This is a genomic window from Isosphaeraceae bacterium EP7 (genome assembly GCA_038400315.1).
GTDB lineage: Bacteria > Planctomycetota > Planctomycetia > Isosphaerales > Isosphaeraceae > EP7.
The window spans coordinates 6625747-6648255 of sequence record CP151667.1; the positions used below are offsets into that span (position 1 = coordinate 6625747).

The 22509-nt window shown below is 67.9% G+C and carries 21 protein-coding genes; 18 read left to right on the forward strand and 3 right to left on the reverse strand.

The window, feature by feature from the left end; all coding sequences use genetic code 11:
* The first annotated feature begins 82 nt into the window (after positions 1-82).
* The 5 genes from EP7_RS26150 (at position 83) to clpB (ending at position 6918) form a co-directional block, all read left to right on the forward strand.
* Positions 83-646, forward strand: a complete 564-nt coding sequence (locus EP7_RS26150; RefSeq protein ID WP_463525190.1) for a hypothetical protein — start codon at positions 83-85, stop codon at positions 644-646.
* A 621-nt stretch (positions 647-1267) separates the two neighbouring features.
* Positions 1268-3196 (forward strand): molecular chaperone DnaK, encoded by a 1929-nt coding sequence (dnaK, locus tag EP7_RS26155; RefSeq protein ID WP_463525191.1) that lies wholly within the window; start codon positions 1268-1270, stop codon positions 3194-3196.
* Positions 3197-3322: 126 nt separating this feature from the next.
* Entirely contained in the window at positions 3323-3730 is a 408-nt protein-coding gene (locus EP7_RS26160; RefSeq protein ID WP_463525192.1) for a hypothetical protein, read from the forward strand.
* Between the two features lie 35 nt (positions 3731-3765).
* On the forward strand, positions 3766-4140 hold the full coding sequence (locus EP7_RS26165; RefSeq protein WP_463525193.1) for a hypothetical protein: 375 nt from the start codon (positions 3766-3768) through the stop codon (positions 4138-4140).
* Between the two features lie 114 nt (positions 4141-4254).
* The gene (clpB, locus tag EP7_RS26170) at positions 4255-6918 is read left to right on the forward strand and encodes an ATP-dependent chaperone ClpB (RefSeq protein ID WP_463525194.1); all 2664 of its coding nucleotides are present in this window, start codon (positions 4255-4257) and stop codon (positions 6916-6918) included.
* A 54-nt stretch (positions 6919-6972) separates the two neighbouring features.
* Here clpB and EP7_RS26175 read toward each other — a convergent pair whose 3' ends face one another.
* Positions 6973-7542 carry a hypothetical protein gene (locus tag EP7_RS26175; RefSeq protein WP_463525195.1) on the reverse strand — a complete coding sequence of 190 codons (570 nt, stop codon included), beginning with the start codon at positions 7540-7542 and terminating at the stop codon, positions 6973-6975.
* A 159-nt stretch (positions 7543-7701) separates the two neighbouring features.
* On the opposite strand from EP7_RS26175, the gene EP7_RS26180 reads away from it, so the two are divergent.
* The 9 genes from EP7_RS26180 (at position 7702) to EP7_RS26220 (ending at position 16520) form a co-directional block, all read left to right on the forward strand.
* The gene (locus EP7_RS26180) at positions 7702-8787 is read left to right on the forward strand and encodes a lysostaphin resistance A-like protein (protein WP_463525196.1); all 1086 of its coding nucleotides are present in this window, start codon (positions 7702-7704) and stop codon (positions 8785-8787) included.
* A 389-nt stretch (positions 8788-9176) separates the two neighbouring features.
* The gene (locus EP7_RS26185) at positions 9177-9386 is read left to right on the forward strand and encodes a hypothetical protein (protein ID WP_463525197.1); all 210 of its coding nucleotides are present in this window, start codon (positions 9177-9179) and stop codon (positions 9384-9386) included.
* Between the two features lie 282 nt (positions 9387-9668).
* Positions 9669-10706: a 3-deoxy-7-phosphoheptulonate synthase gene (aroF, locus tag EP7_RS26190; RefSeq protein ID WP_463525198.1), complete on the forward strand. Its 1038-nt coding sequence runs from the start codon at positions 9669-9671 to the stop codon at positions 10704-10706.
* Complete coding sequence (gene tpiA, locus EP7_RS26195; protein WP_463525199.1) at positions 10706-11488, forward strand: triose-phosphate isomerase; 783 nt, start codon at positions 10706-10708, stop codon at positions 11486-11488. The genes aroF and tpiA overlap by 1 nt, the downstream gene beginning before the upstream one ends.
* A 90-nt stretch (positions 11489-11578) precedes the next feature.
* Positions 11579-12151 carry a preprotein translocase subunit SecG gene (gene secG / locus EP7_RS26200; RefSeq protein ID WP_463525200.1) on the forward strand — a complete coding sequence of 191 codons (573 nt, stop codon included), beginning with the start codon at positions 11579-11581 and terminating at the stop codon, positions 12149-12151.
* 81 nt (positions 12152-12232) lie between these two features.
* Positions 12233-13102, forward strand: coding sequence for a YicC/YloC family endoribonuclease (locus EP7_RS26205; protein ID WP_463525201.1), 870 nt, complete (start codon positions 12233-12235; stop codon positions 13100-13102).
* Position 13103: 1 nt separating this feature from the next.
* Positions 13104-13772: a guanylate kinase gene (gmk, locus tag EP7_RS26210; RefSeq protein ID WP_463525203.1), complete on the forward strand. Its 669-nt coding sequence runs from the start codon at positions 13104-13106 to the stop codon at positions 13770-13772.
* A 2-nt stretch (positions 13773-13774) separates the two neighbouring features.
* The gene (locus EP7_RS26215) at positions 13775-14041 is read left to right on the forward strand and encodes a DNA-directed RNA polymerase subunit omega (protein ID WP_463525204.1); all 267 of its coding nucleotides are present in this window, start codon (positions 13775-13777) and stop codon (positions 14039-14041) included.
* Between the two features lie 166 nt (positions 14042-14207).
* Complete coding sequence (locus EP7_RS26220) at positions 14208-16520, forward strand: FtsK/SpoIIIE family DNA translocase (protein ID WP_463525205.1); 2313 nt, start codon at positions 14208-14210, stop codon at positions 16518-16520.
* Positions 16521-16532: 12 nt separating this feature from the next.
* On the opposite strand, the gene EP7_RS26225 is transcribed toward EP7_RS26220, so the two are convergent.
* Together EP7_RS26225 and EP7_RS26230 are read right to left on the reverse strand one after the other, a co-directional pair.
* Positions 16533-17159, reverse strand: a complete 627-nt coding sequence (locus EP7_RS26225; protein WP_463525206.1) for a hypothetical protein — start codon at positions 17157-17159, stop codon at positions 16533-16535.
* Positions 17160-17208: 49 nt separating this feature from the next.
* Complete coding sequence (locus EP7_RS26230) at positions 17209-17823, reverse strand: histidine phosphatase family protein (protein ID WP_463525207.1); 615 nt, start codon at positions 17821-17823, stop codon at positions 17209-17211.
* A 115-nt stretch (positions 17824-17938) separates the two neighbouring features.
* On the opposite strand from EP7_RS26230, the gene EP7_RS26235 reads away from it, so the two are divergent.
* The 4 genes from EP7_RS26235 (at position 17939) to EP7_RS26250 (ending at position 22285) form a co-directional block, all read left to right on the forward strand.
* The gene (locus EP7_RS26235) at positions 17939-18577 is read left to right on the forward strand and encodes an adenylate kinase family protein (protein WP_463525208.1); all 639 of its coding nucleotides are present in this window, start codon (positions 17939-17941) and stop codon (positions 18575-18577) included.
* Positions 18578-18878: 301 nt separating this feature from the next.
* Positions 18879-19265: a hypothetical protein gene (locus tag EP7_RS26240; RefSeq protein WP_463525209.1), complete on the forward strand. Its 387-nt coding sequence runs from the start codon at positions 18879-18881 to the stop codon at positions 19263-19265.
* A gap of 267 nt (positions 19266-19532) precedes the next feature.
* Positions 19533-20828 carry an efflux RND transporter periplasmic adaptor subunit gene (locus EP7_RS26245; RefSeq protein WP_463525210.1) on the forward strand — a complete coding sequence of 432 codons (1296 nt, stop codon included), beginning with the start codon at positions 19533-19535 and terminating at the stop codon, positions 20826-20828.
* Between the two features lie 170 nt (positions 20829-20998).
* Entirely contained in the window at positions 20999-22285 is a 1287-nt protein-coding gene (locus EP7_RS26250) for a glucose-1-phosphate adenylyltransferase (RefSeq protein ID WP_463525211.1), read from the forward strand.
* Positions 22286-22509 lie beyond the last annotated feature (224 nt).

A 22509-nucleotide genomic window follows, 5' to 3' on the forward strand; every position in this document is an offset into this window, starting at 1 on the left:
GGCGCGACGCCGGCGCGGGTGTACCGCCCGGGTGGCCGGGCGGATTCCCTTGAAGCGCACCTTGATTGAGGGTCTGGATCCCATGCACGAACTGATCTTGTTGACGGCAATGTCGGCCACCGGCGGGCTCTTCGGCGGCCATAAGGCCAAATGTCCCCCGGCTCCGGTCGCCGTCGCCGCCCCCGTGGCCTGCGTCCCGGCCCCCAAGAAGGCCGGCTGCTTCGGCGGAATGAAGCTCGGCCTTCCCAAAATGAAGTTAGGCCATTCCGGTAAGAAGTCGGAGACCGTGTACGCCGGAGCCCCCGTGTTCGAGGCTGTCCCGCTCACGGCCGCGTCCCCGCAGTACGCGACCAGCCAGGCCGCCCCGATCGTCTCGGGCACCGCCGCTGCCCCGGCACCGGCCGCACCCGCCACGTCGTCGATTCCCCCCGCCCCTGTCATCCCGGGCGTGACGGACACCCCGGCCGCCCCGGCCCCCGCGACCCCCGACACCCCGGCCCCCGCGACCCCCGACACGCCGGCTGCCCCGGCCCCGCCGGCGCCCACCGCCACCGAAGTGCCTGCCGCACCGGCCCCGGCCGTCCCGGCCACCCCCGAAGCGTCGATCCCGGCCGTCCCCGCCGTGCCGGGCGTCGAACCCAAGTAATTCTCCTCGCCGGGATGCGTCACACATCCCGGCCGTTTGATCCGCCGGAATTACGAATCGCGACGGCCCGGTCTGCCCCGACCGGGCCGTCGCGATTCGCGTTTTTATGGGCGAATCACCCCATGCACCGGCGGCCGGCGGATTCATTCAGGTCCCAGGGTCGTGCGGGACGGCATTGCATGTTTGCACCCTGCACATCGGCGAAGTCGTCCCTGTTTTCGAGCGGATCGTCTCGGCCGGGAACTGAAATCTTCCGAAGTGGCGCCGGATTCGGTACGATTGATCGTGTTCGAGAGGTCTGACCGGTCGTGCGGCCATTTTGGCAGTCGGCCAATTTGGCATCTTCGGGTCATCCGGCCAATTTGACAGTCCGGGCGATCGAGCCCGCCGTCAGTGAGCCGAGGAAATTCGCCCAACTCCGTTCCAAGATGAGACTTATTCGGCGATGGCGGGCACCACAAAGTGTCGCGGCATCGCCGTTGCATAGGACTGTGCGGTAGTGATGCGAGAGTGAGGAGGACGATTCCATCGAGTGCTCTCGGCGGATCTCGGAGGCCGGGCCCTAGAACAGGCGGCCTGATCCGGTCTCGTCGCATCTCGGCATCCTAAAGGAGATTGGTCGTGGCTGAAGGCGAAAAAATCATCGGGATCGACCTGGGGACGACCAACAGCGTCGTCGCGGTGATGGAAGGCGGCGACGTGACCGTCATCGCCAACCAGGAAGGGAGTCGTTTGACCCCCTCCGTCGTCTCGTTCACGAGCAAGGGCGAAGTGCTCGTCGGCGACCCGGCGAAGAGGCAGGCGGTGACCAACCCCCGCGGGACGGTCTACTCGATCAAGCGGTTCATGGGCCGCCGCCACGACGAGGTGCGCGGTGAAGAGAAGATGGTCCCCTACGAGGTCGTCGGCGGCTCGACCGACTTCGTCAAGGTGAACGTCGGCGGCAAGGAGCAGACGCCGCCGGAGATCTCGGCGCTGATCCTGCGCAAGCTGCGCGAGGCGGCCGAGAGCTACCTGGGCCACAAGGTGCGCAAGGCCGTCATCACGGTGCCGGCGTACTTCAACGACAGCCAGCGACAGGCGACGAAGGACGCCGGCCTGATCGCGGGCCTGGAAGTGGCCCGGATTATCAATGAGCCGACCGCCGGCGCCCTGGCCTACGGGCTGGACAAGAAGAAGAACGAGAAGATCGCCGTCTTCGACCTGGGCGGCGGCACCTTCGACATCTCGATCCTGGACGTGGCCGACGGCGTCTTCGAGGTGCTCTCCACCAACGGTGACACCCATCTGGGCGGCGACGACTGGGACGAGGCGCTGATCAACCACATCGCCGACGAGTTCAAGAAGGAGCAGGGGGTCGACCTGCGCAAGGACCAGATGGCCCTGCAGCGGCTGAAAGAGGCCGCCGAGAAGGCCAAGAAGGACCTCTCCTTCCAGAGCCAGGCTGACATCAACCTGCCGTTCATCACGGCCGACCAGACCGGACCGAAGCACCTGACGATGGCCATCACCCGGGCCCAGTTCGAGAAGCTGACCGACAGCCTCTTCGACCGCTGCCGGGGGCCGGTCCTGAAGGCGCTTGAGGACTCCAAGCTGAAGGCGGCCGAGATCGACGAGGTCGTGATGGTCGGCGGCTCGACCCGGATGCCCCGGGTCCAGCAGATCGTCAAGGACATCTTCGGCAAGGAGCCCCACAAGGGGGTCAACCCCGACGAGGTCGTGGCCATCGGGGCGGCCATCCAGGGCGCGGTGCTCACCGGCGAGGTGAAGGACCTGCTGCTGCTGGACGTCACCCCGCTGTCGCTCGGGCTGGAGACCAAGGGGGGCGTCTTCACCAAGCTGGTGGAGCGCAACACGACGGTCCCGACCGAGAAGAAAGAGACGTTCACGACCGCCGAGGACAACCAGACGGCCGTGACGATCAAGGTCTACCAGGGCGAGCGCCCCATGGCCGCGGACAACCGCGCCATCGGTGAGTTCAACCTGGAGGGGATCCCGCCCGCGCGGATGGGGACGCCGCAGATCGAGGTCGCCTTCAACATCGACGCCAACGGCATCCTGGCCGTGACGGCGAAGGACAAGGGGACCGGCAAGGAGCAGCGGATCACCATCCAGTCGTCGGGCGGCCTGAGCAAGGACGAGATCGACCGGATGCAGCGCGATGCCGAGTCGCACGCGGCCGAGGACAAGGCCAAGCGCGAGCTGGCCGAGGCCAAGAACACCGCCGAGCAGCGGGTCTACCAGCTCCAGAAGCTGATGGACGAGAACCGCGAGAAGCTGTCCGAGGGTGACCTGACGGCGGTGAAGGCGGCCATCGAGAAGGTGAACGAGGCCCTGAAGGGGACCGACTCCGCGGCCATCAACCGCACCGTCGAGGACCTGGGCCGAGCCAGCCAGGCGATGACCGAGCACCTCTACTCGTCGGCGGCCGCGGCCGGCGGCCCCGAAGCCGCAGGCGGACCCGACGGCTCGCCGGCGGACAGCCAGCCTGGGGCCGGCGCCGGCAAGCCCGATGATGTGATCGACGTCGAGTTCGAAGAGAAAAAGTGACCCGTCGCCCTGTGTCGGGCCCCCAAGCCGGGGCCCGCGCCGGGCTCCCGGACCCATCCCGCGCCGCGGCCCGACCCTGACGGTCGGCCCCGCGGCCGTTTCCTCAAACGCCTCAGGAGCGCGTCGATGTCGCTCGACAACGCGAGGGTGGCCTATCCGATCCTGGTCCAACTGGCCCACGACCTCGCCGCCGCGGCCCGGGAACGCCGGCCGGCCCAATGGATCTCCTACGACGACTTCTGCCAGAGGTGCAAGGACGCCGGCATCAAGGAGACACCGCGGACGATCGCCACGAAGCTCCTCAAGCCGCTCCAGGCCGCCTGCCTGGAGAACGAGAAGCCCGATCTAAGCGCCCTGGTCATCGCCAAGCCCAAGCCCCGGGCCGACATGGGCAACCTGCACCGGCCGGTCGACGCCTGGTGGGACGTCTACGTCGAGCGGTCCGAGTCGTCGACCGGCGACGTGAACTTCTGGTTCAACCGCTACCGCGCCGCCCGCGACTTCGAGGAGTGGCCCGAGGCCCCATTCTTCTGATCCGGGCCTGAGCCGGAGCCCGGAGGCGGAAGTCCATGGCCCCGACGACGTATCCAGAGCTCGTCCGCAAGGCCTGGCCGGTCTTCCTGGAGGCCGTCCGGATGGGCCGGACCGTCTCCTACTCCGAGCTCGCCGGCCGCGCCGGCCCCCCGCTCCACCACCGCCACATCCATCGCCAACTGCTCGTCCCCCTCTCGGCCCGTTGCCGCCTCTGTGGCCTGCCCGACCTGGCTGCCCTGGTCGTCCGCAAAGACACCGGCATGCCCGGCGCGGGCTGGTACGTCGACGCCCCCGGGGGCGACCCCGACGCCGCCTGGGCCGACGCGGTGCTCGCCTGCTTACGACATCAGTGGCCCGGCCGCCCCGCCCCTTGCTTGCTCAAGGCGACGCCGGTTGAACTCGCCCCTTGATCCTCCGGGGCGTGAACTTTCATGCCCAACTCGCCGTAACATCGTCGTCGCGTTTCTCGCGACGGCAACCAACTTTGCGCAGGTGTTCACGCCCCGTACCCCGGAGGTGCGCCGATGGCGTTTCGATTCGAGAAGCTGACGATCAAAGGGCAAGAGGCCGTGCAGCGGGGGCAGGAGCTCGCCCGCGAGCGGGGGCATCAGCGGCTGGAGCCGATGCACCTGCTGACCGCCCTGCTCGACGACGACCAGTCGGTCATCAAGGCCCTGCTGGGCCAGCTCGGCGCGACCCCCGCGCGGCTGAAGAAGGCGGCTGAGGAGGGCCTTGGCTCGCTGCCCAAGGTCAGCGGCGGCGAGACCGTGATGGGCGCCGACCTGAACCGGGTGCTGGAGGCCGCCTCGGCCGAGGCCGACCGGATGAAGGACCAATATGTGTCGGTCGAGCACCTGCTGCTCGGCCTGACCAAGGTCCAGGGCAAGGCGCAGGCGCTACTGGAGGCGCTCGGCGTCGACGAGAGGTCGATCGGCCAGGCGCTCAAAGCGGTGCGCGGCGAGCATCGGGTGACCGACCAGAACCCCGAGGACAAGTACCAGGCGCTGGAGAAGTACGGCCGCGACCTGGTCGAGCTGGTGCGACGCGGAAAGGTCGACCCGGTCATCGGCCGCGACGCGGAGATCCGCCGGGTAGTGCAGGTGCTCTCGCGCCGGACCAAGAACAATCCGGTCCTGATCGGCGAGCCCGGGGTGGGCAAGACGGCGATCGTTGAGGGCCTGGCCCAGCGCATCGTCTCGGGAGACGTGCCTGAGAGCCTACGCGACCGCAAGGTGATCGCGCTGGACATGGGGGCCCTGGTCGCGGGGGCCAAGTTCCGGGGCGACTTCGAAGAGCGGCTCAAGGCGGTGCTCAAGGACGTCACGTCGTCGGAGGGGCGCATCGTCCTGTTCATCGACGAGCTGCACCTGGTCGTCGGCGCCGGCAAGGCCGACGGGGCGATGGACGCGGCCAACCTCCTGAAGCCGGCCCTGGCACGCGGCGAGCTGCGCTGCATCGGCGCGACGACGCTGGACGAGTTCCGCGAGAACATCGAGAAGGACCCGGCGCTCGAGCGTCGGTTCCAGCCGGTCTTCGTCGGCGAGCCGACCGTCGAGGACACGATCGCCATCCTGCGCGGGCTGAAGGAGCGGTACGAGGTCCACCACAAGGTCAAGATCAAGGACTCGGCACTCGTCTCGGCCGCCAAGCTGTCGTCACGCTACATCACCGATCGGTTCCTGCCCGACAAGGCGATCGACCTAATCGACGAGGCCTCCAGCCGCCTGGCGATGGAGCTGCAATCGGTGCCCACCGAGATCGATGTCGTCCAGCGCAGGCTGCTGCAACTGCAGCTCGCCAAGCGGATGCTCGCCGGCGAGGACGAGGAGCACGCCCTGGAACGCCTGGCCGAGGTCGAGGCGGAGATCGCCTCGCTGGAGAAGGAGCAGCAGGACCTGCGCAGCCAGTGGGAATTCGAGAAATCGGGCCTCGGCGACGTTCAGAAGATGCGCGAGCGCCTGGCCGCGCTCCAGTTGGAGAACGACCACGCCTGGACCGAGATCCGCGCGATGCAGACCCGAGGCGAGCGCCCCGACGAGGCCCGCTACCAGGATCTGGCGCGGCTCGACGCCGAGCGTAAGCAGCTCGAGGCGTCGATCGAGAAGGCCGAGGCATCCGGCGAGCCCGAGAACCCCGCCGACAAGCGAGGGGGCAGACGCCTCCTGAAGCGCGAGGTGGACAGCGAGGAGATCGCCGAGGTCGTCAGCCAGTGGACCGGCATCCCGGTCAACAAGATGCTGCTCACCGACCGCGAGAAGCTCGTGAAGCTCGAGGACCAGATCCACCTGCGGATGGTCAACCAGAATGCGGCCGTCAAGGCCGTGTCCGACGCCGTCCGCCGCAGCCGCGCGGGGCTTCAGGACCCGAACAGGCCGATCGGCTCGTTCCTGTTCCTCGGCCCGACCGGCGTGGGCAAGACCGAGCTGGCCAAGGCCCTCGCCGAGTTCCTCTTCGACAGCGAGTCGGCGATGGTGCGCCTGGATATGAGCGAGTTCGGCGAGCGGCACAACGTCGCCCGCCTGATCGGCGCCCCGCCCGGCTACGTCGGCTACGAGGAGGGGGGGCGGCTCACCGAGGCGGTCCGCCGCAGGCCCTATTCGGTCATCCTGCTAGACGAGGTGGAGAAGGCCCACCGCGACGTCTTCAACGTGCTGCTCCAGGTCCTCGACGACGGCCGCCTCACCGACGGCCAGGGGCGCACCGTCGACTTCCGCAACACCGTCATCATCATGACCTCGAACCTGGGCAGCCAGGCGATCGCCGAGCTGGCCGAGACCGGCGACGAGGCGCGCATCCGTCGCAAGGTGCTGGAAGTCTTGAAGGCCGAGTTCCTGCCGGAGTTCCTCAACCGGATCGACGATACGATCATCTTCCACCCCCTGGGGATGGCCGAGCTGACCAAGATCGTCACCCTCCAGCTGAGTCGCCTGGAACACCAGCTGACCGAGGCCGGGCTCGCGGTGAAGATCAGCGACGAGGCCAAGCGGGCCCTGGCCGATGAGGGCTTCGACCCCGCCTACGGGGCCCGTCCCCTGAAGCGGGTCATCCAGCAACGGCTGTCCAACCCGCTGGCCACCGCCCTGCTGGACGGGAGCATCGCGCAAGGCCAGGCGGTGCAGATCGACTACGTCGATGGCCAATACACCTTCGAGCCCGTGGCGAAGGACGCACCCGCCGCCGGCATCTGATCCCGGCCGTCCGCGTCCCGGCTCGACCCGGGACGCGGACGGCGATATCGGTGTTCAGTTCCGGGTCCTGGACGCGACGGACGCCCTGGCGACGGACGTGGTGGACGGTCGCGTCGACGCGATCGAGGTCGTCGTCGGCACCCCTCGGCGCTTCTTGCGCCGGCGGGCCGGTGGGGCATCGTCGGCGTTGGCCAGGGTCGTCGAGCTGGCGGTCACGCCGCCGGCCTTCTGGTTCAACTGCGTCTGCATCTGCTGGATCTGCTGCTGCATGGCGTATTGCTGCTGCTGGAGCTGCATGAGCTGCTGGTTCGACGAATTGGTGTTGCCCATCATGGAATTGGCACCCATCGACGAGGCGCCCAACATCGAATTTCCGCCCATCGACGAGTTGGTCATCATCGAGTTGCCGCCCATCATCGAGCTTCCGCCGGTCGTCGGGCAACCGGCCATGCCACTCGAAGAGCCGCCGCCCATGCCCATCATGGATGAGCCGCCGCCCATTCCTCCTCCGCCGCCACCGCCACGCATCCCTCCGCCGCCCGGCCCTTGGGCCCTGGCGACGGCAGGGGCGAGGGCGGAGGCCCCGCAGAGGATGAGGATCACGGCCGAGAGATGCTTGATCATCGATGTCTCTCCCTTCGGGTCGAGCGTTCGTTCGGGTCGGGACATCGCCCGGGCGACGCCCCGACGAATATCGTCTATGGTGAGTAACGCAGGTCGACCGGGCGCGGAGAGCGCACTTCGACGCAATTTTCCCCCAAAGGACGAGGCGAGACCCACCCCATGCCGACGTCCTTGCTCGCCAGATTGGCCTCTTCCGCCCTCACGATCGTCCTGCTCTCGATGCTCTACGGCATGCTCACGAACTGGGCCTCGGTCCTGAAGAATCGCGGGCGCATCGGCGACTGGCTGCCGCCGCGCGTACCGCTGAGCCCCCCCTGGGGGGGCGCCGAGGTGGCCATCGCGTTCCTCGCCTGGTTCCTGCTCCAGAACGTGTTCGCGGTCGCGTATTTCTACCTGGCGATGCGTCCTGCGGACGGGCCAGGTCTCACGTTCAACGAGATGATCGCCCTCTCGACGTTCTCCAACCTGCTGATCGTGGCCTTCCTGCTCGATCTGCTGAGGCGGCGGGCGGGGGGCACGCTCGTCGGCACGGTCATGCCGGAGGAGGGCCTAATGGCGCAGGTCCGGCTCGGAGTGCGCACGGCATTGCTGATGGCCCCGGTGGTCCTGGCCCTCAATCTCGGGCTGGTCAAGCTCTGGCAACTCGTGGCCCCGGACCAGAACGTCCACCCGCTGGCCAAGATGATGCAGTCGGACTCCTCCCCGCTGACCCTTGCGCTCGCTTTCCTCGCGGCCACCATCGCCGCCCCTGCCACCGAGGAATTGATGTTCCGCGTCATCCTGCTGGGCTGGCTCGTCCGACCTCGGCACGTGTCGGCCCCGGGCGACGAAGACGTCGAGGATCCGCAGCCGACTCCCCGTCCGGGGTGGCTGGCCGACCCGGCCACGCGTGCCAATCTGGCGGTATCCCTGGCCTTCGGCCTCATCCATTTCGGCCAGTGGCCTGCGCCCGTGGGGATCTTCGTGCTGTCGATGGCGCTCGGCGAGCTTTATCTGAGGACGGGCAGCCTGGTGGCCCCGTTCGTGGCCCATGCGACGTTCAACGGCGTCAGCACGGTGGCGCTCTCGCTGGCGCTGCTCAACACCCCCGCGGGTGCGGCCAAACCGGGCCCCAAGCCCGCGAAAATCCCCGCCGCCTCGGCCGCGAAGGAGGCCGTCGAGCGGGCGATCCCGGATCCCCTGCCGGTGACCCCGGGGGTCAACGCAGAGTCACCTCTGAAAAATGGAGATTCCAGCGACTTTTGAGTTGGCGCACTTCGGGGTGCCGAGTATCTTGACAAAACCTCGCTCGGAGTGTCCTCGTCATCGCCCATTGAAATGATGGAGCGGCGAGGCTGCGTTGTCCGAAGTTCAGGGAACCCAAAGTCTCGGCCCGCCCAGGCGCGACGCAAGTCGGCCTGGGCGTTTCGCGTCGATGGACAGAGATTCCCGACTAAGGAAGTCGAGTTAGGTTGAGTAAGTTGCCTGGCGACGCGCCGGGGCGGAGTATCGCCCTGGATTCATGTTCGGCCCGCGTGCCCCGACGGGGTTGCGGTCCGCGTCGGACCTGTCCGATGGTCGCCCGGCATCGAGGCCGTCCCCGAACTCCCAGCGGGTGTCGTGCCGACCAAGGATCAAGGGGAGATGAGGCCTCGATGAGCGCGTCGAATTCCAGGCGGACGGCCCCGATTCATTCCGGCTTCGAGTATGCGGGCGTCGTGGCACGGGCCCATCGTGGCACCATGTCCTCCCGCGCCGGACGCCGTTCGGCCCTGCTGGGCGTGCTGACCTCGGTCTACGCCAACGCGAACCGCGGCCCCCGCACCGCCGCCGAGCCCCAGCGCAGCGGCACCGACCGCGCCTGAAACCCGGGCCCCGCCTCCTCCCCCGGCGCGACCCCGGACGGAACCGGACAACACGACCGTCGGCCTCGGCGACCTCCCTTCGCCGCGCCGGCGGTTGCTCATTGAATCCTCCTGCCCCGAACGGACAGGGCCCGGTCCTGCCGGGTTCGCGGCGGGCACACGCGAGAAATCCGACCCGCTGGGCCTTCCCAACCGGGGGCCTGGGTGGCTAAAGTGGTCGATTCTTCCGCGGGCAATGCACCCACGATTTGGCCGCCCGACCTCGCCTCGCCGAGAACGACGATGATCATCGTGCTGAAGCCGAATCCGACCAAAGAAGTGATCGACCATGTCCTCGAGCGCATCGAGGCCTTGGGGTTCTCGGCGCACCTGAGCCAGGGAGTCTCGCGGACAATCATCGGGGTCATCGGCGATGAAGGCAAACTCCAGGCCGAGCCCCTGATGGCCATCCAGGGGGTCGAGCAAGTCGTCCCCATCATGAAGGCCTACAAGCTCGCCAGCCGCGAGTTCCACGCCGACGACACCGTCGTCGAGGTCAAGGGGATCAAGGTCGGCGGCGGCCACCTCGGCATGATCGCCGGCCCCTGCGCCATCGAGAGCGAAGCCCGACTCGTCGAGATCGCCTCGGCGGTCAAGGACGCCGGCGCGAACATCCTCCGCGGCGGCGCCTTCAAGCCCCGGACCAGCCCCTACAGCTTCCAGGGGATGGGCGAGGAAGGCCTGAAGGTCTTGAAGGCCACCGGCGAGCGGTTCGGCATGCCCACCGTCACCGAGGTGATGGACCCGAGGCAGGTCGACCTGGTCGTCAAGTATGCCGACATGATCCAGATTGGCGCCCGGAACATGCAGAATTTCGACCTGCTCAAGGAGGTCGGCCGGACCCGCACCCCCGTGCTGCTGAAGCGCGGGCTGAGTGCGACGGTGAAAGACCTCCTGATGTCGGCCGAGTACGTCCTGTCGATGGGCAACCGCCAGCTCATCCTCTGCGAGCGCGGCGTGCGCAGCTTCGAGGACTCGACGCGCAACATGCTCGACCTGGCCATGGTGCCCAACGTCAAGGGGCTGAGCCACCTGCCGGTGATCGTCGACCCGAGCCATGCCACCGGCCGGCCCGACCTGATCCCGGCGATGGCCCGCGCGGCGGTGGCCGCCGGGGCCGACGGCGTCCACGTCGAAGTGCACACGTGCCCCGAAGAGGCCCTGTCCGACGGCCCCCAGGCACTGCTGCCCCCGCAATATTCCAAGCTCATGGACGAGTTGCGGCAGCTTGCCGACGTCCTGGGCAAGACCATCGACGTCTGCGAAGGGGTCACCGTCTGATGCGATCGCTGTTCATCGCCGGCAACTGGAAGATGAATCCGAGCACCACCGAGGCGGCCGTCGCCCTGGCCACCGAGGTCAAGGCGGGCGTGGGCCAGGAGGCCTCCGTTCACGTGGCCCTGGCGCCCCCGTTCGTCTTCCTGGGCGCCGTGGACGAGGTGCTCAATAATACGCCGATCGGCCTGGCCGGGCAGACCATGCACGCCAAGGCCGATGGTGCGTACACCGGCGAGACCTCCGGCGCCATGCTCGTGGACATCGGCTGCACGCACGTGATCCTAGGACACAGCGAGCGCCGGCACGGGCTGGGCGAGACCGACGAGCAGGTCAACCAGAAGCTGGTGGCCGCCCTGGCCGCGCAGCTCATCCCGATCGTCTGCGTCGGCGAGACCCGCGAAGAACGCGAGGCGGGGCGGACCGAGACGGTCATCGGCGTGCAGCTCGACGGGTCGCTGGCCGACATCACGCCCGACCAGATGGTCGGCGTGGTCCTGGCCTACGAGCCGGTCTGGGCGATCGGCACCGGGCTGACGGCGACCCCCGCCCAGGCGCAAGAAGTCCACAAATTCATCCGCGAACGGCTGGCCGACCGGTTCGGCCTGGCGACGGCGGCGCGAGTCGTCGTCCAATATGGCGGGAGCGTCAAGCCCGACAACGCCGCCGAGTTGCTGGCCTGCCACGACATCGACGGGGCTCTGGTCGGCGGCGCGAGCCTGAAGGCGGGCGATTTCCTCGGCATCATCCAGGCGGCACGCTCCGTCGCGGCGGCCGGCAAAGACTGAGCCCGTGACTGACGGGGTCGCCCGATGGCGGCCCCTCGCGGGCAACATCCCCCTGCCCCCGACGGACCCGACCTCGAAAGGACTCCGGCCTTGCTCGGCTTCTTGATCGGCCTGTTCAATACCCTGTCGATCGTGACCTCCGTCTTCCTCATCTGCCTGGTGCTGATCCAGCGCGGCAAGGGGGGCGGACTGGCGGGCGCATTCGGCGGCGTGGGGGGCTCCAGCGCCTTCGGCACCAAGGCCGGCGACGTGTTCACCCGCGTCACCATCGTGGTCGCCGCCATCTGGATCTCGCTCTACCTGCTGCTGAACATGCTCTCGCACCGCGGCGAGAGCTCGGCCTGGGAAGACGACGTCCCGGCCGCGTCCAGCTCCACCAGCAAGACCACCCCGCTTGGCACGGCCCCACCGGCCACCGGCACTTCGCCGCTGGGCCCCGGTGCCGTCCCCCCGGCCGGCACGTCCACCGCTCCGGCACCGGGCAGCAGCTCGACGCTTCCCCCGGCACTGCCCGAGGTCAACGCGGCCCCCAAGGGCTCTTCGCCCGCGGCGACCAAACCGACCGGGCCGATCTCGGCCACGCCCCCGGGACCGGTCTCGCCCAGCACGCCGGCGCCGGCCCCCACGATCCCCAGCCCGAGCCCCGTGCCCGTCACTCCCTGACGGGCACGAGCCCCCGGTGCCGGCCCTTGTTTTGTCTTCTCCTAATGCACCGATGAACGCCCCGAGCGAGGTTTACGCCCCGTGCTGCTGAGCATGACCGGATTCGGCGAGGCCCGGCGGCAAGACGACCGCTGGGCCGTCAGCGTCGAGGTCCGCTCCGTCAATAATCGACATCTCAAGCTGAACGCCAAGCTGGGCGACCGCTACTCGGCGCTCGAGCCCGACCTGGAACGCCTGGTGCGCGAGACCTTGCGTCGAGGGACCGTGCAGCTCACCCTGCGGGTCGACCGTCCCCGGAAGACCGAGGACTATCGCCTCAACACCGTCGCCCTGGCCAGTTACCGCGCCCAGTTGCAGGAAGTCTTCGGCCAGGACGTCAGCCTGCAAGGGCTGCTGCAACTCCCAGGGGTCGTCGAGGAACGTCGCTCGAACCAGGATGACCCGCACGAGGAATGGCCCGAGCTGGCCGAGATCGTCTCCGAGGCCCTCGCCAAGCTGCAAGCCTCGCGTGCCGAGGAAGGCCGGTCGATGGCCGACGAGTTGACCGCCCTGGGCGACTCGATCGTCGGCCGGCTCGAAGTCATCGCCGCGCGGGCCCCGCTGGTGGTCGAAGGGTACCAAAAGCGGCTCGAAGAGCGTGTCCGCACGCTGCTCGAGGGCAAGGGGGCGACGCTCCAGCCGGGCGACCTGATCCGTGAGGTCTCGATCTTCGCCGAGCGGGCCGACATCGCCGAGGAAGTGGTCCGGCTCAGAGCCCACCTCGGCCAGTTCCGGGCCGTGATCGACGAGCCCGAGAGCGCCGGCCGCAAGCTGGAGTTCGTCGTGCAGGAGATGGGACGCGAGACGAACACGATCGGGTCGAAGGCCAATGACCTCGAGATCTCCCGCGAGGTGGTCGAGATCAAGGGGGCCCTCGAGAAGATCCGCGAACTGATCCAGAACGTCGAATGACGTGCGGACGCACACGGACGGGGATGGGATCTTGCGAGAGACCGCATTGACGATCGACGAGCGAACGACGAACGCCCCGGCCTCCGCCCCCGCGGCCTCGGGGCGACTGGTTGTCGTCTCGGGCCCCTCGGGCACGGGCAAGAGCACGCTCGTGCGCCGGGTCGTCGAGCAATGCGCCCCCGGGGTGGTCCTGTCCATCTCGGCGACGAGCCGGGCCCCTCGCGTCGGCGAGGTCGACGGCGTCGATTACCTGTTCCTCAGTCGTGAGGACTTCGAGCAGGCGATCGCCCGGGGCGAATTCCTGGAATGGGCCGAAGTGCACGGGAACCTGTACGGCACGCCCGCGGGCCCCGTGGCCCAGGCCGTGGCCCGCGGCTGCCGGGTGCTGCTGGAGATCGACGTGCAGGGGGGGATGCAGGTGCGCTCGCGCGTGCCCGATGCCTTCCTGATCTTCGTCCATGCGCCGAGCTTCGAAGTGCTTGAGGCTCGGCTTCGAGCCCGCGGGACCGACGGCGAGGCGACCATCCTGCGTCGGCTGGCCAACGCCCGCGCCGAGCTGGAACAGAGCCCTCGCTACGACGTGCAATTAGTCAACGACGACCTGGACCGGGCGGTGGCCGAGCTGGCCGACGTGCTCGGACGGCTCAGCCCCGGCTCCGGAGGATCCTGACCATGCTCGAAGAGTTGAAGGAAGAGAAGATCGTCAACAAGGTCGGCGGGCGCTTCAAGCTCTCCACCCTGATCCAGAAGCGGATGATCGCCCTGAATCAGGGGGCCCGCCCCCTGGTCGACATCCGCGGCGCCGACAAGATGTACATCGTGATCCAGGAGATCATGCAGGACAAGATTTACCTGGACCTCACGGGCAACATCCAGACGAGCGAGCCGACGGAAGAGGCCGAAGGCGAGACGGTCGACTTGACCCAGCCCTCGGAATGATCACGACCGGCCCGAGGGTCGTCCTCGGGCCCGGCTGAGGCCGAAGCCCGGCCCCCTCCGCGGTCGATGGAGGACAAGGTCCCGGGCGCCGTCGCCGGTGGAGCCCGCAATGGCTCCTCCCATGCGAGGCCCGGGCCCCTGCCGCGCGCCGAGGGGACGGTAACTGATGCTGGATCGTCGACAGATGGGCCGCCACGCCCGGCAACTCGCTCCCCTGTTCGCCACCGCGTTCGTCGCCCTCTGCCTCGTCGGCTACAACCCGGCGGATGCCCCCGGGTCGTCGACATACCCCCCCAACGCGACGCCGACCAACCCGTGCGGGCCCGTGGGCGCGGCGTTCGCATCGCTGATCTTCCGGGGCGTGGGCTATGGCGCATACGTCGGCCTTGCCGGCCTGGTCGCGGCCAACCTCCTGATCTTCCGGCGGAGGCCCGTGCCGGAGATCGAGCTGCGACTGGCGGGAGTCGGTCTGCTGACGGGGGTGGCCTCGTGCCTGGTCCAGCGGTTCACGCCGTGGCTGACGCCCACGCCTTCGGTCGGCCCGGGGGGCTACCTGGGGGCCATCGAGCTCGCCTTCCTGGAGGGGCAATTCGGCCCCGGGGGGATGTTCCTGATCCTGGCCGCCGCGGGCCTGGCGGGCCTTGCGCTCTGCCAGGACGTGCTCTTCGCCTGGCCGGCCCAGGAGCTGGCGGCCCTGCTCCGCCCTGCCCGGCGAGAGCAGCCCCCCGTCCGCACGGCAGGCGCCGGCGTCGACGCCTCGATTTTCGTCCCCGGGCGGGTCGACTCGCCCGACGACAACGGCGAGCCCGGCACCCGGCTTGCCCCGCCCCCGCCCAGACCGGCGCTGGCCAGGCCCCAGCCCAACCCCCGTGCGGCCTCGTCGGCCCTCGTCGACGCCCGGAGCCCGCAGGCCAGGTCGTTTCAAGGCGCGCCGGAGTCCAAGCACTCGGCGCCGTTCGTGCCCCAGAACCCCGACTTCATCCTGCCGCCCATCGCGCTGCTGGAGCCACCCACCCCGGTGGCCGTGGGCGACCACGAGGCCAAGCTGCACGCCCGCGCCGTGGTGCTGGAGCAGACCCTGCGCGACCACGGATGCGAGGTCCGCGTCGTCCAGATCGACACCGGGCCGGTGATCACCCAGTTCGAGATCGAGCTGGTCCCCGGCCTGCGAGTCGCCCGGATCGTCACGCTCTCCAATGACCTGGCCATCGCCCTGGCGGTCCCCAGCGTTCGGATCGTGGCGCCGATCCCCAACAAGACGACCGTTGGCATCGAGGTGCCCAATGAGCGCCGGACGATGGTGCGGCTGGGCGACGTGGTGCACGGCGTGCACACGCAGCTGAACAAGCTGAAGATTCCGCTGTTCCTGGGCAAGGACGTGAAGGGCAACCCCCTGGCGTTCGACCTGGCCGACATGCCCCACCTGCTCATCGCCGGCCGTACCGGAACCGGCAAATCGGTCTGCCTGAACGCGATGATCCTGTCGATCTTGATGACCAAGAGCCCCGAGGAAGTGAAGCTGATCCTCGTCGACCCCAAGATGGTCGAGCTCTCGCAGTTCAAGCGGATCCCGCACCTGATGCACCCGGTCGTCACCGACATGAAGAAGGCCGAGTCGCTGCTCTCCTGGGCCTGCGACAAGATGGACGAGCGATACGCGTTCCTCGCCAGGGCCGGCGTGCGTAACATCCAGACATACAACTCGCTGGGTGCCGACGAGATCTACGCGAGGGTTCAGCCCGAGAGCGACGAGGAACGAGAACGCCTCCCGACGTACATGCCCTACATCGTCATCATCGTCGACGAGATGGCCGACCTGATGATGACGGCGGCCAAGGAGGTCGAGTCGCACATCGTCCGGCTTGCGCAGAAAGCGCGGGCCGTCGGCATGCACCTGATCGTGGCCACCCAGAAGCCGACGGTCGACGTGATCACCGGCCTGATCAAGGGGAACATGCCCGCCCGGATCGCGTTCCAGGTGACGAGCAAGGGGGACTCGCGCGTCGTACTCGACGTGATGGGGGCCGACAAGCTGCTGGGCAACGGCGACATGCTCTTCCTGATCCCCGGCACGTCCCACATCGTCCGGGCACAAGGGACGTACGTGGCCGACGACGAGATCACGCGGGTCACCGAGCACCTGAGCCAGTACCCGGTCGAATTCAGCCGCGAGCTGATGAAGGTCGGCGTCGGCGGCGTAGGGGGCAAGGACCGTGGGGCGGCGCTGAAAGAGCGCGACGAGATGTACGAGCCGGCCATCGAGGTCGTTATCAGCGAAGGTCGAGGCTCGACCTCACTGCTGCAACGCGCCCTGGGCATCGGCTACGGCCGGGCGGCCAGGCTGATCGATTTCATGGCCGAGGATGGCATCGTCGGCGAGTTCAAGAGCGGGTCGGCCCGCGAGGTGCTCTACTCCAGGGAGCAGTGGGATTCGATGAAAGGCGGCGACGATGGGGACGACGACCGCGGCCAAATCTGAAGCCAGGTCTTTCTAGCCCGGTCCGCGCCCGATCTTGAACGGTTCGACCGCGACCTCGGCGAGCCAGAGCCAGCCGATGGCCATGCCGAGCCGATCGATCCAGGTTCCCTCGGGTTTCCAGCGGCCCCCTGCCCCGAGCACAATCCAGGCACAGAGGACCGCGGGCGGGACGGTGGCGCCCAGCCTGGGGGCGGCGATGTCGCGGACCGCGTGGGCATAGGCCGCGAACGCGGCCAGTAGCCAGCCGCCCAGCCCGCCGGCGGACTCTCCCGCAGGTCGTGGGAGCGTCCAGCCGAGTTCGGCGAACGACCGGTACGTGCTCCAGGCGAGCACCACCACCGTCGCGGCGGTCGCCGACATGCAGGCGACCGCCCCCGGCTGACGCATCAGGCGATGCATCGGCGGCCTGGGCCCGCGCAGGCGGATCAGGAGCAGGCCGACCGACCAGCTCGCCAGATAGACGAGGCCCCGCTCCGGCCAGCGGTCCGGGCCCGCCGGCCACCAGGGTCGTACTGCGCCCGGCCCCAAGGCCTGGTCGAACGCCGACGACCAGGACATCGCGACGGCCGTCGCGGCCACCAGCGTCAGCCAGTCGACCGGCCCCGGGGGACGTTCGGCGCGTGTGGGCAACTGGGCCATGGGGAATGCTCTCCGGCCCGTGCCAGGTCGGGAGGGGTGACCGCCCTGGTCACGCCACGATCCGGTTCAGGCACTCGGCCCGCCAGCGGCCGCCCACGGAGCGTAAGTCGTTGAGGGCCATGAAATCAATGCCGACGCGGTCGAAACCTTCGACGGGTACCTCGGGCAGCAGGCTTGTCAGCAGCACGCGGATGACCACGCCGTGACAGACGACCACGACCGTCCCCCCCGCATGGCGTTCCGCCAGCCCCAGGAACGCCGGCAGGGCCCTGTCGCGGATCTGGGTGTACGACTCCCCTCCGTCGTGGGTGTAGCCCAGGTCGCCGGCCATCCAGCGAGCCATGGTGGACTCGTAGATGGCCCATCCTTCGTCCCGAGTCGCCCCGCTGAGCGGTCCCATCCGCCGCTCGTGCAGGGCCCCAATTCGCTCGGGGACCAGGCCGCATTCCCCGGCCGCGGGCGACAGGGTCTCGATCGCCCGGCGCATGGCCGAGCTGGCCAGCGCCCCGGGAGCCAGCGAGGCCAGGTGGCCGGCCATCGCCCGGGCCTGCTCGTGCCCGCGCTCGCCCAGCCCGACGTCGGATTCCGACCCGTGGAACCGATCCGGCGCGGAGGTCTCGGCGTGTCTCAACAAGACAACGCGAGTTTCAACCTGGCTCTCCATCCGTTTACCTTCCGTTCGCCAATGCTTTACAATATGGGGCGACCGGGGTCACCCCCCGTTTCCCCCCCGCCGACGTCGCCCGCGCCGCGAGCGCCCGAACGAACGAGGCCCCGCCATGTCCGCAACGAATCGCTATCGGACGATCCTCCTCTTCGGCATGCCAGGCAGCGGCAAGGGGACGCAGGGCAATGTGCTCGGCCAGCTCCCCGACCTGGTGCACATCTCCTGCGGCGACGTGTTCCGCAAGCTTCCCAAGTATGGCACGCTGGGCAAGGAGATCGTCAGGTACACGTCGCAAGGGCTCCTCGTCCCCGACGACCTGACGGTACGCATCTGGGAACGCCACATCCAGATCCTGGAGATGCAGGAACTGCTGCTGCCCGAGCGGCATATCCTCGTGCTCGACGGCCTCCCCCGCAACTACGAGCAGGCCGTGCGGCTCGACGTCATGCTCGACGTGATCCAGATCTTCCACCTGGTCATCACAGACAACGACAAGGCCACCGAGCGGTTGAAGGCCAGGGCCCTGCGCGAGAACCGGCTGGATGACATCAATGAGGAGGTCATCGGCCGCCGCCTCCGCCTGTACCAGGAAGAGACGCTCAACACCCTCTCCTTCTACGATCCCGAGCTGGTTTACGAGGTCGACGCGTCTCACTCCCCCCTGGAAGTCCTCCGGACCATCGTCGACCGAATGGTCGAGCTTCAGGGGCACCTCGCCGTCGCTCAGGTCGGATCGGTCGGGGCCGACTGACGCCCGGCACGTCCTCGTCCGCGCCGCATGCGCCTGCGGCGCGGAGAGCATGCGTGACGCATCTCTTAGAAAATTCGGGGGATCGGCGATCGGGCCGGCCTCCCGGCTCGGATCGTGTAGGCGGGAACCGGGTCCGCGTGAGGGCCGGAAGATCGGCTTGCGGGTTGCGAGGAAATTGCCGACAGTTTCTTTGGCCTGTCGGTGACCGGCGTGCGTAAACTCGTTAGAGCCTTCGCACACCAAACATCTCGTCTCGACTCCGGTTTTGGGGCGGATCCTTTTGACCCGAAGACCTCGCCGGATGCGTCTGATCATCGTGCTGCTGGCCGCGGTCGTCGCGGGCCCCTGGTCGCTCGTCGACCTGGCCCTCGATTCGATCGCGGGCCGCGCGGCCGATTCAGACCCGACGATCGCGACGCAGGCCTCCTTCGAGGCGGGCTCGCCCATCCGTCCTCGGATCCGCCGGCCGCCGCCCATGGCCCATGGCTGGCAAATCGAGCCGCAGGCAATCGTCGCCGAGCAGGATGAGGCGGATGATCTCGCTCAAGACGCGACCGACGGGTGGTGGACCTCGCCGCGTGCGGACCGACCGAGCCTGCAAGGTTGCCACGTCGGGCTGACCCCGACGGTCAATTCCGACGGCCGACGAATCCCCCGTGTGCCGACTCGCGTCCCGCTTCGCTGCTGATCGCGCGCATCCCCCCGATGCAGGCTTGCGATTCGCCCCCACGCCCAGTTCCGATCCCGGGACGGCCCGCGGCGGGCCCCACGATTGACTCGGGCCCTCCCCTCTTCGGCCCGCGCTCCGGTCATCGCCCGGCCCCGGCCGGTTCGGGCCGAGTCACCTCAACGAACTTCAAATGTGACATTTCCTCGCGCGGAGGTCCCTCGACGGGCCCGCCGATCGATCGAGACGTTGACCCCGCGCACGCGGGGCCTTCGGAGGCCTTCATCCATGCTTCGTAAGCTCATCGCCGCCCTGATCATCGTCGCCGCAGTCGGCGGGGCCGCCTATTTCGGCCTGGTGACCAAGGCCGACGTTAGCCACGCCTTTGATTATTTGAAGAACGCCGCCGCAGGTAAGGGGGCCCACGACGACGAGCTCTCCCACAAGCAGGAGGTCGCACCGGCCATCTCCGCGACCTGGGATCGCCTGGCCGAAGTCGATGAGGTCCAGCGCAAGGCCATCGGCCTCGACACCGTCAAGGTCCGCAAGCAAACCGAACCCATCAAGCTGGAGCTGCTGGGCACCACCGGCTACGACGAGAGCACCCTCGTCCGGATCAGGCCCCGGTTCGACACCCTGGTGCAGAAAGTGAACGTCGTCAGCGGTGGAATCGTCAAGAAGGGCGACCCGCTCGTCGACCTGTACAGCAACGACCTCTCCCAGGCCAAGAACGACTATCGGGTGGCCTACCTCCAGTGGGTCCTGAAGGACAGGCTCTACCGGACCCGCAAGGAGCTGGTGAAGACCGGCGCCGTGTCGCAGCTCCTCTGGGTCGAGACCCAGAATGACGAGAACACGGCGCGGCTCAACCGCGACCTGGCGGCCAACAAGCTGTACGTCTACGGGATCTCCGACGAGGTGGTCGTCGCGCTGGTGGACGGGCTCAGCGAGGAGAACTTCAAGGAGATCAAGGCCAAGGACGTCTCGGACCTGGCCAGCATCACCCTGAAGTCGCCCACCGACGGCATCGTCATCTCGCGCGACGTGGTGCCGGGCAACCTCTACGACGAGACGAGCACCCTGCTGACCATCGCCCCGCTGGACCACCTCTATGTGTGGGGAAACGTCTACGAGAGCGACCAGTCCAAGGTGGACGTCGGTCAGACCTGGGAAATCCATTTCCCATTCCTGGCCGAGAAGGTCAAGGGGAAGGTCGAATACGTCTCCAACCGCGTGGACCCCGAGACCCACGCGATCCGGATCCGCGCATCGATCCCCAACCCCGACGGCCGCTTCAAGGCCGACAACATGGTCCGGGCGATCCTGGAGATCCCCCCCGTGGCCGGCCAGACGGTCGTCCCACGCCAGGCGGTCGTCACCATCCACGGCCAGTACTTCGTCTTCGTCGCCAAGACCCCGTCCAAGTTCGAGCGGCGGGCGATCCGCCCGACCCAGGAGAACAGCGACACGGTCATCGTCGCCTCGGGCCTGGTCGAGGGGGAGGAGATCGTCTCGCAGGGGAGCCTCCTCGTCGAGCAGATCTACGAGGACCAGAGCACCATCCACGGCCAGCTCGAGGACTGACCCTCGGCCAGATCGGGCCCGCCCCGGTGTGGCGGGCCCTCTGGAACGGGGCCGTACCGGCACATCCGGCGCCCCATTCGCGTACTTCACAGGGAACCCGCCCCCTGGGTCCCGTTACCGGTGATATGGTAATGGGGCGGTTTCCTCTCCCTGACGGTCGGGGCTTCTCCATGCCGAAAGTCATCTGTCTGATCCTGGGCGGCGGGCGCGGCACGCGCCTCTTCCCGCTGACGAAGTCCAGGAGCAAGCCGGCGGTGCCGATCGGCGGCAAGTACCGCCTCATCGACATCCCGATCTCCAACTGCCTGCACTCCGGGCTCAATCAGATCTTTGTGCTGACGCAGTTCAACTCGAACAGCCTGCATCGGCACATCAGCCGGACGTACTCGTTCGACACCTTCAGCGGCGGATTCGTCGAGATCCTCGCCGCGCAGCAGACGATGCAGCACGAGAGCTGGTATCAGGGGACCGCCGACGCCGTCCGCCGCAACATCGCCTCGTTCAACGAGCCCGGCTGCGACCTGGTCCTGATCCTCTCCGGCGACCAGCTCTACCGGATGGACTTCCGGGACATGATCCGGACCCACCTGGAGAACAAGGCCGAGGCGACCATCGCCGCGCTGCCCGTCGCCGAGGGCGAGGCCAGGGCGTGCGGGATCATGCGGATCGACCCCGAAGCCCGCGTGGTCGACTTCGTCGAGAAGCCGAAGACCCCCGAGGCGCTCGCCGCCGTCCGCACCCCGGGCGACACCTTCAAGCGGTTCGGCATCGAGGCGAACAACCGCCCCTACCTGGCCAGCATGGGCATCTACCTGTTCAACAGGTCCACGCTCGTCGACCTGCTGGCATCGGAACTGACCACCGACTTCGGCAAGGAGATCTTCCCCCAGGCCATCGCCAACCACCGGGTCCAGGCCCACCTCTTCGACGGCTACTGGGAAGACATCGGCACCGTGGGTGCCTTCCACAAGGCCAATATCGACCTCACGTTAGAGAATCCGCCGTTCGACTTCATGTTCGGTGACCACCCGATCTACACCAGGCCACGCTACCTCCCCTGCTCTCGGCTGGGGGGCGTCACCGTCTCGGACAGCCTGATCGCCGACGGCTGCTTCATCGGCAAGGGGTCGATCATCGAGAACTCGGTCATCGGCGTTCGCGCCCTGATCGGCGAGAACGTCGTGGTCCGCAACAGCTACCTGATGGGCGCCGACCTCTACGAGACCACCAAGCAGGTCGAGGCCAACGCGCGAGCAGGCCGCCCCGACGTCGGCATCGGCGACAACTCGCGGATCGAGAACGCCATCGTCGACAAGAACGCACGCATCGGCCGCGGTGTCCGGATCATCAATGAAGACAAGGTGATCGACTCCGAGGAAGCCCCCCACTACGTGATCCGCGACGGCATCACGGTCATCCCCAAGTTCACCATCCTGCAAGACGGCACGACCCTCTGAGCCAAATGACTCCCGACCGTCCGCCTCGGAATTTGTCGCCCTCCGAATCTCATGTCCCCTCATTGCCGATCCCGATGGAATTTCCATCGGGATCGAGCAGTCGAATTCTATAATCCCCTAAACTCAATATTCCCCCCAAAGCACCCATTCCACCTAATCATCTTGCCTCTTCGACCTCCTTGTCATAAACTGGAGAAAGTTGGTCTTGCAGGCAAGTAGGGCAA